Below are 12,859 nucleotides of genomic sequence, written 5' to 3'. Positions count from 1 at the left end.
AAGCCGCTCCGCGTCTACGCTCCCCCAAACAATTTTGAGCACCGTGTAGACGGTGGGGTATTAAACCCATAAGGGAAATGATAAACTAATAATATTTCTATCTATAGCATTAGACATCTCCTCCAAAAGAGGGAATAGGGAATAGGGAATAGGGAACCCACCCCTCGCCCCTCCCCCTCCTGGGAGGGGAATAATTGATAATTTCTGTACTATAATTGATTTGATTTTTGATTTTTGGAGATGTCTATTATAGAAATAGCAAATTTTTGACTTTTGACTTTTGACTTTTGACTTTTGACTTTTGACTTTTGACTTTTGACTTTTGACTTAAAAATGTCTGAATGGATTGAAATTGGTAGAATTGTTGCTCCTCAAGGTTTGAGAGGAGAGTTGCGAGTATATCCTAACTCTGACTTTCCAGAAAGATTCTTAGAACCAGGAAAAAGATGGTTATTACAACCAGGTCAGGTAGACCCCCAAGATATTGAGTTACTGGGTGGTCGTTATCTTCCTGGTAAAGAGTTATATGTAATACAGTTGGCAGGGATTGAAAATCGCGAACAAGCTGAAGCATTACGCAATAGTCATTTGTTCGTCCAACGAGGCGATCACCCCCAACTAGCAGAGGATGAATTTTATCTACCAGACTTAATTGGTTTGACAGTTATTAATCAATTAAATGGGGAAATTATTGGTAAAGTTGTGAGTATGATTTCAGCAGGAAATGATTTATTAGAGGTAGAAAAAATATCTACAGATACTCCTATTATTTCTGAAGCTATTACTGAAGATAAACCACTACAAGAAAGTGGGAGAAGTCGGCGTAAAAAAAATCAGAAAAAGCCTAAATCTTCCCCTCCTCAAAATCTATTAATTCCTTTTGTTAAAGAAATTGTTCCTGAAGTTGATTTTGAAAAAGGTGTTATTGAAATTACTCCTCCATTAGGCTTAATTGACTTATAAAAAATGGGTGCATCTCAATTTTGATTGAAGAAGGAGACAGGAGACAACCCACCCCCAACCCCTCCCAGGAGGGGAAGACAGGAGACAGGAGGAAAATTACATGGGGATTCTAACCCCAAGTAATTTTGAACACCGTGTAGACGGTGGGGTATTAAACCCACAAAGAAAATGATAAAGCCAAAAAATTATCGCTTTTAGGCAACAGGCAACAGGCAACAGGCAACAGGCAACAGGCAACAGGGAATATATAGAAAAAAAGTATTTTTGCAAATATGAGATGCTCCCTAAAAAATTACATCAACTGAAATTCTTTAATAGCAGGTAAAAAGTTTTTATTTTCATGGCTTGGGCGACTAAGTTTAATCAGAACAAATCTTTGTAGTGGAGTTAGATTTTTCCATTTTTCTAATTTAATTTCAACCCCTGTTTCTTGAGCTTTAATTTGAACAGCATCCGGAATTTTTGTGTCATCCATCCAAGCTGGATTTAGTTCTATAGATAATTCTTTAGCAGGAGTATCTGTATGTTGAATTACTAACTCATATAGCCACTCTCGATAATTTTTAATTTCCTCTGGTGTAGTGCAAGATTTATCTACTAGCTCTTGACGAATTAAATGATTAAATTGATGCCAGTGAGATAATTTTAATTTAACTCCGCAGGTATCTAATTTATAACGGACTATCATGGGAATACATCGTAGAGATTCTACAAAGTCTTGCTCAAATTCAAAATAATTATTCATCATATTTTCTTGATTTTTCAGTTTTATATAATGTCTGGTAAAACAGTTATGATTAGGCTCGTAGTTTTGCTCTATTCCTAATATTTAGGGTTTGCTGAAAAAGTATTTTAGTAGGGGTAGGAGACAGGAGATAACCCACCCCCAACCCCTCCCAGGAGGGGATAAATGGGAATTTAGAGGAAGTAGGAGTAAGAATTGTAAGAGTGATTTTTCTGCCCAACTATGAGCCTAAAATACTAACTTTTTGAGCGTTTTAGACTGAAACAGGCGCACTTTTTTCGTTCCCAAAAAGGCACTTGTATTTATATGTCAATGCTTTTATATTTAATCAGCAAGCCCTATTTAGCCCTAATATTAAGTCTGATTAATTAGCCATAATAAAAATGTTTTATAGCGTTTCTCAAATTAGTGAGATACAGTTGTTTTTCTTTTTTTTTATATCCCCTTTTTCTCGAATTACTACTCCCTACTCCCTAAAACAAACGAATTTTGTACCTCACCAATATGAGAATTGCTATATTAAGTAATTAACACAGACTGAATAACTTTTTTTGATAATTATTAGCTAGTTATTGTTAATTATTCTTATTTTTACTTCTCCCCCACCTGCCCACTCCCCCAGGTCTAATTCATTGTCGTCAGAGAATATTTATATGGATATGAAATACATTTAATTGTGCAAATATTAAGAATCTCCCCATCTCCCTATCAATTTTTCTAAGTGTGACAATAAATTGACCCTGCTCCACTCCCCCGCTCAAGAAAATGTAGCAAACATTTATCAAATTGGTATAAAGGACTAGAGCAAAACTACAAACAAAAAATTATTTCGGTAACTTATATTGTCCTACAATTTTCTTAGCAAACTCCGGCACATGAGCCTCTAATTTTTCTGGATAATTCCGCTTCACATAAAGATAATTACGAGTGAAATGAGAATCAATAGAAAACCGCCCATATTCCAAACCTTTAGGACCAATTTTTTCAATAACAACTCCCATTAATTTTGCAGCCCACATCGGCAAAGTTACAGCTTGATCGTAAGCCGGAATACTTTGTTGAACAGCATTTTTTCGATCTCCCTGAGACATTACAGGTTGAGTATCTAACTGATTCATCACCAAATCTAACATTTGTTTTCCCGTCTCATTTCTAACAGTAATCCACTGCCAACCAAAAGGCGCTCCCATATATCCTACCACCAAATCTGCTAAACCATTTACATAGTCAAAACAACTCATACAAGAAGGAGCAAAAACATCTTTCAGTTTCTTAGTATTTAACCCAAAAAACGGCACTTTTTCTATAGTTCCATCCTCATGTTTAAAATGTACTCGAAAATCTTGCATAAATTCATAATGCACCACAGTTTCTGGTGACTTACTCGTAGTATCCAAGAACTTTTGCAAACCCTCTCTAGTCACATTATCCACACAGGGAGTTCCCAAAACATAGAGCTTTTCTAAACCTAATTGTTTTTCCACCGCTCGTAATGCTTGAATCTGACAACCAACCCCAATTACTAACAATTTTTTCATCCCAGAATTTTCAATTTCTTCTAATACCGAAAGATTAGGAGAAAGAGTCGGTTTATTCACTTTTGCTGCCAATACTTCCTCTGGAGTCCGGGCAATAACTGGCATTGGTTGAAAGCGGTCTTCCTGAGTATTTTGTACACAGACCACGCCTTCCACAATACCTTGATTCAACATTTCACAGGCGATCGTACTCACAATACCAGTCCATTGTGCGCCTTCGATGGGTTGTTTTTTCCGAGCTGCCATCATATCTTGATGAACGCCGAAATAAGTCTCATTTTCATTATCGAGGTTGCGGGTGCGTCCGTGAGTTTCTTGTTCGAGGTTGTCAAATTGTTGGTTAAGAAATGCACAAGCATCCTTGACATAATGGATATAATATGTGTCGCACAAACCACATTCGCTACAGAGTTCTTTGGCAGGGCGACGCGCACCTGGTCTAAGTGCTTTAGCTTTCTTGTGTTTGGGGGTGTTTGGAGTTGAAATAGTCATTTCAGTTAACAGTTATCAGTTATCAGTACCTCACCTCCATTAATAGGGAGGCAAAGTTAGGAACTTTTATCTAGAATACCACTTTTTAGTTATCAGTTATCATTATGGAGAGGTCTATTAGACATCTGGTAAAAATCAAAAATAAAATCAATTATTATCCATAAATTATCAATTATTCCCCTCCTGGGAGGGGGAGGGGCGAGGGGTGGGTTCCCTGTTCCCTGTTCCCTGTTCCCTGTTCCCTCTTTTCTGGAGAGGTCTATTGACAAATTCCTCATATGGAACGCCAAAAATCTCCCGTTCCCAAATCTTCTCCCCCATGTTAGAACTAATATTGTAGTAATCTCTCAAAGACAACCGATGGATATTCCCAAATTTAGCAGGAAACTAAAAGAGGTTCGGTAATGAGCGTAAATTACATTTTAAGCCAATATATAGACGAAGCAATGTCCGAAGCAGTTTACGATAAACTCGAAGATGGCACTTTCGTCGGTAGAATTCCATCCTGCAAAGGCGTTATCGCATTTGCACCCACACTGCGCCAGTGCGAGAATGAGTTACGCTCGACCTTAGAAGATTGGATTCTAATAGGGTTGAAACTCCGTCATGCTCTGCCAGTTATTAACAACATCAATTTGAACGAGGAGCCAACCCGTGATCCGGTGGACACCCTGTAAGCGTCGGGATTTTGTCAAAAAATTGCGACAATTGGGATTTGATGGACCTTTTTCTGGCTCCCGACACCAGTTTATGGTCTTCGATGATAACTGTTTAACCATTCCCTCTAACGATGAATATTCTGTACCCCAATTGCGGATGATGATTCGAGAAATTGAGGAAATTATCGCTCGTCCTATCTCCCTTGATGAGTGGGTGACTTTATAGAAGCCATTTGGTATCTTTGCAAAGTGGCATAGGAGGACCGAGTCAGGAGGACCGAGTCAGGAGATCGAGAATATAGATAGAATAGGGGAAAAAGGTAGAATCTAGGTCCCCAAGCTTCCCACTCTTCCCCCTCTTCCCCCTCTTCCCCCTCTTCCCCCTCTTCCCCCTCTTCCCCCTCTTCCCCCTCTTCCCCCTCTTCCCCCTCTTCCCACACTCCCGTTTATAGATCCATGTAGGGGTTCTATAGTTACTCCAAAGCGTTCGCGGAGCGTTGCGGATGCAATATCGCTTCTCCAAAACCAACTGCTTCTGAGGGGCGATCGCTGAGGTGCTTAATTCCTATATAATCACCGATTTACTTACAATGAATAATTGCTATAATATACTTTCAAAAATTCTCTTTTTGGGTATTCTAATTTATGGTCAAACCACCGAAACAGACCTTATTAGCTGTGCTGAAAATAGCTCTGGTGTCTACTTCTTTGCCTTTAATAGTAACAAGTTTGTCTTCATTACACCCAACCACTAAGCAAATTAATAGTCTAGTATTTGCCCAAGAAAATGTTCAACCTAACCCTCAACCTACTGCTAGTCTTGAACCAAAAAAGACAAGTAAACCCACCGAACAAAAAACACAGAAAAATTCGGAAAATTCTGATGATGAGAAAGAGTTGGAAGGGTGGCTAATTTTAATACCTGTGCTGATTTTTGGTTTATATGTGGGAGTTTTCTATCTTTACCCTCTAGGGTTATTGCTGCTACCTGCGGAATTAAAGATACCGAAAACACCAATAACTCCAGAATTTAAACTACCTGTTGGTCTCTTACGTTTTCTCAAGTATCCTCCCAGGGTACTAGATGCTTGGGTCAAAAAACATTTGGAGACTTTTCAAAAGAAGTTTCTCGAGAATGAAACTGTTGAGGAGCGAAAAGATTATGTTTCACTTCCAGTTGAATTAAACAGTCAGGAAATTGATGAGCTGACAGCGGAAACCTTGAGCGAACCTTTTAACAGAGAAAAGCGAGTGCGACTGTTAATTTGGGGCGAGGGAGGATCGGGAAAAACAACTATTGCTTGTCAAATTGCTAAATGGGCAATGAAAAAACAGCATCAGTCTAAAGCTTTAGCTAAACATTTGATGTTACCAGTTTTAATTGAGAAGGAAATTGATAATACTGGAGATGGCATCAAACCGATAATGGAAGCAATAATGGCAGAAATTCAGGGGTTGATCGACAACGAACAAATGATTGTTGATGAATTATTAGTTAAACAACTCCTACGACAGCGCCGAATTTTATTGATTGTAGATGGTTATTCGGAGATGAGTCAAGAAACTCAAGAGAAATTTAATCCCGACTTGAAAGAATTTCCGGCAAATGCTTTAATTGTCACTTCCAGAATAGAGGAAAAATTCCGGGGTATTGATATTAAAATTAAAACTCTCCGGTTTGATGCGGGAAAGTTAGCTTACTTTATTGAGTTGTATTTGAAGGAGTGTAATAAGTGGAAGTTGTTTGAGGTGGATCAAGAAGAATTTTTACAGGAATGCGCTCAACTTGCACGCATTGTTGGGGAACAGAAGACTATAACTGTTTTGCTAGCAAAGCTTTATGCTGAGAAGATGATTAATAGTAAGGAGAATAATGTTACCTCTGAGGGTTCTCTCGACAATATTCCCGATCTGATACTTAACCACTTAGAAAAGTTGAACCGTCAAGGAGAAAGAGAGACTAGGAGTGAATATCCTACAGTTAAAAAGGATGCTCAACTAATTGCTTGGAAATGTTTGGAGCAAAATTATAGACCATCGTATGCGGAGCGCAAAGAAGTAGTTGAAGCTTTTAGCAGTTTGGGGAGAGATGATGCAATATCATGTCTTGAGTATTTTGAGAAACACCTGCGACTGCTTAAGTCTATTGGATATGGTGAAAGAAAAGACAGAAACAAAATTCGCTTTGCTCTCGAACCGTTAGCGGAATATCTAGCTGCACTATATTTGGTAGAGGAGAATAAGGATGATGAGGAAAAGTGGCGGAAGTTCGTGGCAACAGCAAAGGAAAAATCAGGTAAGGAAGAAATTAAAAGCTTTTTGCTGGCAGTGAGAGATTGTTGTTTGGCAAAAGGTTGGGAGTTTAGAGTAGCTAGTTTTGTCGCAGATAAAATTGGCTACCTGGCAGGATTAGATTTGGATGCTTTACAAAAAGAGTTAGAGAGGCAAAGGATTAAAAGGCTTGTACGAAACTTGTTTGCTCCAGGGGCAACGGTACAAGATAGGGTAGACGATCTGAACAAAATAGGAGATAGTGGTTCGGTTGCTAAATTTGTTGCTCCTGATATTGTCAAATTTCTCAAAGATTATGATTTAAGTATACGTTTATCTGCTATAGAGTCATTGGGAAACTTAGGCAATGCTTCTGAACCCTTAGTACAAGCCATATTAGCTCGACTTACAGATGACGCTTCACAAGTGCGTGACTTGGCAGCAGAAGCGTTAGGCAAATTAGGTTATGCTTCTGAAACTGTGGTGCAAGCTCTACTAACCCTACTTAAGGACAATGATTCAGAAGTGCGTTTTTCTGCAGCAGAGGCGTTGGGTAAGTTAGGCAGTAATTCAGAAGCAGTTATACAAGCCATATTAGCTCTACTTCAACAGGATGAGAATTCAGAAGTATGTTTCTCTGCTGCGGAGGCTTTGATCAAATTAGGTAATGCTTCTGAACCTGTAGTGCAAACTCTATTAACTCTACTTCAAGATGATAATTTAATTGTGCGTTCCTCTGCTACACGGGCATTAGGCAACTTAGGTAATGCTTCTGAATCTGTGGTACAAGCTCTTTTAGCTTTACTTCAAGATAAATACCCAGAGGTGCGTTCTTCTGCTGCAAAAGCACTAGAAAAGTTAGGCATTAATTCAGAAGATGAAAAGTAGAAAACCCAGTTGTTCGATTAATGAATATTTTACAGGAAAAAATGATGAAATTAACATTCTTTAGAAAACAAATATACAACGTATTAATCAAATTTTTATGTCTTACTATAACCTTATCTCTCCTCCAATAACTTGATGCAGGTTCCGGAGACTATACCAAGGAAAAATATCAATTATAGGAACCTACATTCGAGGAAATTGAATAGTTTTTCAGACAACAAAAAACTACACATTCAAGGAGAAAAGATCAAATGCCTTACAGCGATTTAACATTACCCAAAATCCAACAAGAATTTTCCTTAACAATCAATGAAAAAGTCGATTTTTTTGCCAATATTCCGGAAGTTAAACCAAGCGAATTTTTAAAACAAACATTACAAAATAACTTACCATTAGCCTTAGCAATTAATACAGAAAAAGCCCGTTTCCTGACGGAAATCTCCGCAAACAGAAATGATTATTGCTCCGATTTTAATAGAATTCCGAAAAATCCTCAATAATCAAATTAGCCTGTTTTCCGGAACAGAATTTAACGTCGATACTGCCAGAGGATTAAATGGTACTTGTGACTTTCTCATTAGTCTAGACCCAGAACAACTATTTATTAAATCTCCAGTTTTTGCCATTGTAGAAGCAAAAAAAGAAAACTTAAACGCCGGATTAGGGCAATGTCTCCCAGAAATGATTGCTGCACAAATATTTAATCAACAACAAGGCAATCAAATTTCCACCATATACGGCGTCGTCACCACTGGAAATATTTGGAAATTCTTACAATTAGAAAATACAGAAGTTCACATCGATCTAACTGAATACTTTATTAATATAGCGCTGTGCGCAGGCAACAGGCAACCTGTTGAAACTAGCTCTGCACCAGAACTAATCGTCGAAACTATTAATAATTCTCCCGAACCTGTAGCTATTTTAGCAACTGGCCCATTGACCAACATTGCCGAAGCTCTCCGACTAGACCCCACTATCGTTGATAATATTTCGGTTCTGCAAATCATGGGTGGTGCAGTATTTGTAGAAGGGAATCTACCCGTGCTGCCCGATCCTCCTTTTTCTACCAACTTAGAGGCAGAATTTAATATTTGGATTGACCCTGTAGCTGCTCAGGAAGTGTTTGAGTTTGGGGATGATGGGCTAAATATTCTACTTACCCCACTAGATGCAACTAATCAAATAGAGTTTGATGCTGATGATTCTCAAGCTTGGGTAGATACGGATACTCCAGAAAGTTTAATTGCTGCAGAATTTTTAGATTTTGCTTTGGAAGTTATTCAAAGTGACAACGATCCTAATCCAGTGTGGGACTTAGTAGCAGCTATTAATCTCGCTGAACCAGAATTTTCTGAAGAAACTCCCCTGCGCATTGATATAGATACAGATTCAGATCCAGGTGATACTCAAGGGGATATGATTGTCGATCCTAATGGAACTCCAAATGTTAATGTTTCCCTAGACCCTAGTTTTGATAATCTCTCATTTGATGCTAGCGAAGTTTTCTCTGCTTTAGCGCCAAAAGCTACTTCTGGTGATGATTTAATTCCAGGTGGGGAAGATGACGATCTTCTCCAAGGTCTCGGTGGCAATGATACCGTTCTTGGTTTTGCTGGCAATGACGAACTCCTGGGCAACCGTGGTGACGATAGTATTAATGGCGGTGCTGGTGATGATACTCTCAAGGGTGGCTACGAAAACGATACCCTCAAGGGTGGTAGTGGTGATGATAATCTCATTGGTTGGATAGGTTTTGATGCCTTATTAGGTGGTAGCGGTGATGATAATCTCAGTGGTGGTCAAGGTCGCGATCGCCTCAATGGTGGTGAAGGTAACGATACTCTAACTGGTGGTGCTAGTCAGGATAAATTTATCTTTGCTGCTAACCAAGCATTCAGTGAAGTGGAGCTAGGTGTCGATGAAATTACTGATTTTGTTTCTGGTCAGGATAAGATTCTACTAGACTTAACAACATTTGCTGCAATTACAACTGAAACAGGTGCTAGTCTGGGTGATGAATTTGCCTCAGTTGATGGTATTGTTGCTGAGAGCGAAGCTATAATTGTTTATAATTCTATTGATAACGGGTTGTATTATAATGCTAATGGCAGTGAAGATGGTTTTGGAAATGGTGGTTTATTTGCTATGATTTCTAATGAAGTTTTTCCAACGGTAGATGATTTTGTGATTAGAGCATAAACATAACTGTGTAAGTAATAAATAGGTGTGTGTTGCTGAAGAATGCACCTATTTATTCAAAATACAGCAAGAAACAAGTTGGTAAGGACATAGACTAATAATTAATCTTAGATTATATCATGTTCGGATAATCAGCGGTCAAAAAACTTTATCCCTTCTAACCTTTTCTTCCCTTCTGCCTTCTTTCCTCCAAAGTGTAAGTATTCAACCGAACATGATATTAGGCAATGTTTTTCTCACTGTTGCCTGTTGCCTGCTATACAAGGTTAAATTTCTCGCAAAAAACTTTCCCCTGGTAACAACAAATTTTGTAGTTTACTATTTACCCAACTTGCTGCTGCTAACCCAGAAGCGAAAGCACTCTCAACATTATCAAAATAATTGAGTTTAACTCCCCGCCTTTTAAGGCCAAATGTTTTTGGAGGGTTGCTCAAATTACCATTACAAAAATCACTTCTGACTCTCTTGGTGCGCGTTCCCTTGCGACTGGCGTCGTCGCGGGGTCGCACCGCTTCTGACTTCTGACTTCTGACTTCATTAACTCCGCCACACCAGTCACCTGTACCTACTAATGGCAAAGGCAACTCTGTAGTCAGACAAGAAACAGCTAAAGGTTGACGACAAAAAGCATAACGCCACGGATGCACTTGCAACCATTCTGGAGATTTTAACCATGGCATTAATTGTTGTGCTGTATACTCCAGTAATTCTTGCCCTACTGGTTGTAAGTTTGTGGTGTCGAGGTGGGTAGTGGCAAACTTGGCATTGCTTTGAATGACAAATACAGGTTGAGTAGAATGGGGACGCTTACTGCTATCAACACCCACCCAGGCAAGATAGTCATCATCAGGAAAAGCGATCGCTCGCCACTCCGGTAAATTTTCCTGTAGAGCTGGAGAATATCCCGCCATCACAGTAATACAGGGGTCATATTCCACCAAACGCAAATTATTGAGAAATTCCGGTGGCGTTTCCGCAACAGGTTTATCTAAAATCATTAATGCTTGAGGTGCAGGAATAGCTACAACAACAGCTTTCGATATTACTTCTATAGGTTTTTCAGTAGCAACATCATTAGTAATTTCCAGACTCAGATGCCAATTTTTCTCCACTGTTGCTTGCATAGTTTCCACTCGCCTACTAAACCAAACCTCTAAATTTTGGGCAAGAAATTTACCCACAGAGTTCATTCCCTGGGGCGCAATATAACAATCTTTGGTAATAGGAAGTATTAACCTCTGGGGTTGAATTAGTTCATAAATTTTATCAGTCCAAAGTTGCAGAATGTGCTGGGAAGAAAGGCCATTTTTTTTTCTTTCTAGATAATTAATTAATTGTTGCAAAAATTTACCTTTGGGTTCAAGATAACGTAGCCCATGATCTACACGAGTTCCTGATACACGGCGAGTTGCCATCCGTCCCCCCGCTCCCCGAGACTTTTCCACTACCACCACCGAATAACCAGCCTGCTGGAGTTGTTGAGCGCAGACTAAACCAGCCATACCAGCACCAATTACTGTAACATCAAATTGTTGCGATCCCATAATAATTTTCCTGGCGACAATAAATAGTTATGTTATAATAACTTGGCACTCAGCCTTAATTTGGTAATTTGCTTCAGGACTTACGCAGAGACTCTACATAAAGAGAGGGCGAATGCCATTCGCCCCTACAGATGGTGGTTTAAAAGTCAATTTGTGTAAGTCCTGGTAAAATAACTAACTCATGCTTAGTGGGTGTGGAGGAACGTAAGTTGAATGAACTAAGAGCAGCACTGGAATTAGCAACAGAAGAGGAGTTACAACAGTTAACAGAACTTTTGTTTGGGCGTGGGATTAATCCTTTGGATTATTTCCAGACTCCTCTACCCATAGATGTACAAAGTCGCGATCGCGATGCCTGGTTAGACGCCCTAGAGCAAAGATTTTGTTATCTGGTGGCAGATGGCATGACAGTATTGCGAGGGCGCACTCAACAAATAACCTATCGGCAAGCTTTAATTAAAGTTTGTCGTTATCTGAAAATTTCCTACTCTCAAAAGCTTTCAACTATAGATTTAGAAGCAGAGGTATTTCTTCATGTTTTAGGTCAGGCATGGAAACGCCTACCAAAATCAGAACAAGAGGTCTTAAGCCAAAGTATATGTCGATCCCTTGCCGAATCTAATGTGCCTCAGCCTTTACCAATATTAATACAAAAAAATCCATTAAGTTTACTATTGAAAGGTGGTAGTGCTTTGGCTGTGAGTTCGATTTTGAAACCCATTTTACTTAAGGAATTTGCCCGTCAGTTTGCTATTCATTTTGCTAAATATCAAGTAACAAAAGCAGCATTAGTTAGGGGTGGGGCAACAGCAGCAGCTCAGTTTCAAAGTCACATAACTATGCAGATGGCTAATCGAGGTATGGCCATAAGTGCAGCTCGTTATGGGGCAGCGCGGACAGCTTTAGGACTTTTAGGCCCGATGTTGTGGACTTGGTTTTTGGCCGATTTGGGTTGGAGAGCGATCGCTACAAATTATGGCCGTGTGATTCCTGCTGTTTTTGTCCTGGCGCAAATTCGGTTGTTGAACTAGGACAGCTAGACACGGATTATGCCACGGATGTACGGATAATCGATAATATACCTCTCCAAAAATGCCGATTTGGGTTGGAGAGCGATTACTACAAATTATGGCCGTGCGATTCCTGCTGTTTTTGTATTGGCGCAAATTCGGTTGTTGAATTAGTAAGGATGCGTTATACTTTAGGTTTGATTTTAGAGTTATCCGGATAATCAGTAATAAAAAACCTTCTGGCTTTGAACCAATATTCCCTTCTGCCTTCTGCCCTCAGCATAGCTGCCTTCTGCCTTCCTTCCTCCTAAGTGTAGGTATTCAAGCGGACATGATATAAGATATTAAACAAATCTATTGTTTGAATTACCAGTGCTTAGGAGAGCAGAAATGAGTGGCTTTGTTGCATGAATGTTGCGATCGCAACTTCTCCCCAGAAGAGAAGTTAATTAGTGAAGAGCGAATTCTACTTTGTAGCTTTCTGGCTGACAATTCTGTATCATACGATTAAGTATGGCACATTGTACGAACAATTCCACTGCCTGAT

General features: G+C 39.3%; 12 protein-coding genes. 8 read left to right on the top strand and 4 right to left on the bottom strand.

Features of this window, described 5'->3' with window-relative positions:
- Positions 1 to 333 precede the first annotated feature (333 nt).
- Positions 334 to 963: a ribosome maturation factor RimM gene (rimM, locus tag F6K18_RS29525; RefSeq protein ID WP_287526177.1), complete on the top strand. Its 630-nt coding sequence runs from the start codon at positions 334 to 336 to the stop codon at positions 961 to 963.
- 292 nt (positions 964 to 1,255) lie between these two features.
- Here the strand turns inward: rimM and F6K18_RS29520 are convergent, their stop codons facing one another.
- Positions 1,256 to 1,708, bottom strand: a complete 453-nt coding sequence (locus F6K18_RS29520) for a nitrate reductase associated protein (RefSeq protein WP_287275547.1) — start codon at positions 1,706 to 1,708, stop codon at positions 1,256 to 1,258.
- A 91-nt stretch (positions 1,709 to 1,799) separates the two neighbouring features.
- On the opposite strand from F6K18_RS29520, the gene F6K18_RS29515 reads away from it, so the two are divergent.
- A complete protein-coding gene (locus F6K18_RS29515; RefSeq protein ID WP_287526174.1) occupies positions 1,800 to 1,934 on the top strand; it encodes a hypothetical protein in 135 nt (44 codons plus the stop codon).
- Between the two features lie 598 nt (positions 1,935 to 2,532).
- Here F6K18_RS29515 and F6K18_RS29510 read toward each other — a convergent pair.
- Both F6K18_RS29510 and F6K18_RS29505 read right to left on the bottom strand, forming a co-directional pair.
- Positions 2,533 to 3,738, bottom strand: coding sequence for a Coenzyme F420 hydrogenase/dehydrogenase, beta subunit C-terminal domain (locus F6K18_RS29510; protein ID WP_287526171.1), 1,206 nt, complete (start codon positions 3,736 to 3,738; stop codon positions 2,533 to 2,535).
- 168 nt (positions 3,739 to 3,906) lie between these two features.
- Positions 3,907 to 4,095, bottom strand: a complete 189-nt coding sequence (locus F6K18_RS29505) for a hypothetical protein (RefSeq protein ID WP_287526170.1) — start codon at positions 4,093 to 4,095, stop codon at positions 3,907 to 3,909.
- Positions 4,096 to 4,142: 47 nt separating this feature from the next.
- On the opposite strand from F6K18_RS29505, the gene F6K18_RS29500 reads away from it, so the two are divergent.
- The 5 genes from F6K18_RS29500 to F6K18_RS29480 all read left to right on the top strand — a co-directional run bounded on the left by F6K18_RS29500 (position 4,143) and on the right by F6K18_RS29480 (position 9,758).
- Entirely contained in the window at positions 4,143 to 4,415 is a 273-nt protein-coding gene (locus tag F6K18_RS29500; protein WP_287526169.1) for a type II toxin-antitoxin system HicB family antitoxin, read from the top strand.
- Positions 4,416 to 4,437: 22 nt separating this feature from the next.
- Positions 4,438 to 4,623, top strand: coding sequence for a type II toxin-antitoxin system HicA family toxin (locus tag F6K18_RS29495; protein WP_287526167.1), 186 nt, complete (start codon positions 4,438 to 4,440; stop codon positions 4,621 to 4,623).
- Positions 4,624 to 5,042: 419 nt separating this feature from the next.
- Entirely contained in the window at positions 5,043 to 7,556 is a 2,514-nt protein-coding gene (locus F6K18_RS29490; RefSeq protein WP_287526165.1) for a HEAT repeat domain-containing protein, read from the top strand.
- 251 nt (positions 7,557 to 7,807) lie between these two features.
- Positions 7,808 to 8,056, top strand: coding sequence for a hypothetical protein (locus F6K18_RS36980; protein WP_353735211.1), 249 nt, complete (start codon positions 7,808 to 7,810; stop codon positions 8,054 to 8,056).
- Entirely contained in the window at positions 8,010 to 9,758 is a 1,749-nt protein-coding gene (locus F6K18_RS29480; RefSeq protein WP_353735210.1) for a nucleoside hydrolase, read from the top strand. Before F6K18_RS36980 ends, F6K18_RS29480 begins: the two co-directional genes overlap by 47 nt.
- Before the next feature lie 266 nt (positions 9,759 to 10,024).
- Here the strand turns inward: F6K18_RS29480 and F6K18_RS29475 are convergent, their stop codons facing one another.
- Complete coding sequence (locus F6K18_RS29475) at positions 10,025 to 11,302, bottom strand: NAD(P)/FAD-dependent oxidoreductase (RefSeq protein ID WP_287526164.1); 1,278 nt, start codon at positions 11,300 to 11,302, stop codon at positions 10,025 to 10,027.
- Positions 11,303 to 11,511: 209 nt separating this feature from the next.
- On the opposite strand from F6K18_RS29475, the gene F6K18_RS29470 reads away from it, so the two are divergent.
- Positions 11,512 to 12,333, top strand: a complete 822-nt coding sequence (locus tag F6K18_RS29470; protein ID WP_287526163.1) for a hypothetical protein — start codon at positions 11,512 to 11,514, stop codon at positions 12,331 to 12,333.
- Positions 12,334 to 12,859: the final 526 nt, after the last annotated feature.

The organism is Okeania sp. SIO2C2 (genome assembly GCF_010692625.1).
In the GTDB taxonomy this organism is placed as follows: domain Bacteria; phylum Cyanobacteriota; class Cyanobacteriia; order Cyanobacteriales; family Microcoleaceae; genus Okeania; species Okeania hirsuta.
This window is presented reverse-complemented; position numbering and strand designations above follow the sequence as displayed.

Bases quoted from the DNA above. Each gene is read 5' to 3' on its own strand.
- rimM (WP_287526177.1), top strand. From the start codon at position 334: ATGTCTGAATGGATTGAAATTGGTAGAATTGTTGCTCCTCAAGGTTTG.
- F6K18_RS29520 (WP_287275547.1), bottom strand. From the start codon at position 1,708: ATGAATAATTATTTTGAATTTGAGCAAGACTTTGTAGAATCTCTACGA.
- F6K18_RS29510 (WP_287526171.1), bottom strand. From the start codon at position 3,738: ATGACTATTTCAACTCCAAACACCCCCAAACACAAGAAAGCTAAAGCA.
- F6K18_RS29500 (WP_287526169.1), top strand. From the start codon at position 4,143: ATGAGCGTAAATTACATTTTAAGCCAATATATAGACGAAGCAATGTCC.
- F6K18_RS29490 (WP_287526165.1), top strand. From the start codon at position 5,043: ATGGTCAAACCACCGAAACAGACCTTATTAGCTGTGCTGAAAATAGCT.
- F6K18_RS36980 (WP_353735211.1), top strand. From the start codon at position 7,808: ATGCCTTACAGCGATTTAACATTACCCAAAATCCAACAAGAATTTTCC.
- F6K18_RS29480 (WP_353735210.1), top strand. From the start codon at position 8,010: ATGATTATTGCTCCGATTTTAATAGAATTCCGAAAAATCCTCAATAAT.
- F6K18_RS29475 (WP_287526164.1), bottom strand. From the start codon at position 11,302: ATGGGATCGCAACAATTTGATGTTACAGTAATTGGTGCTGGTATGGCT.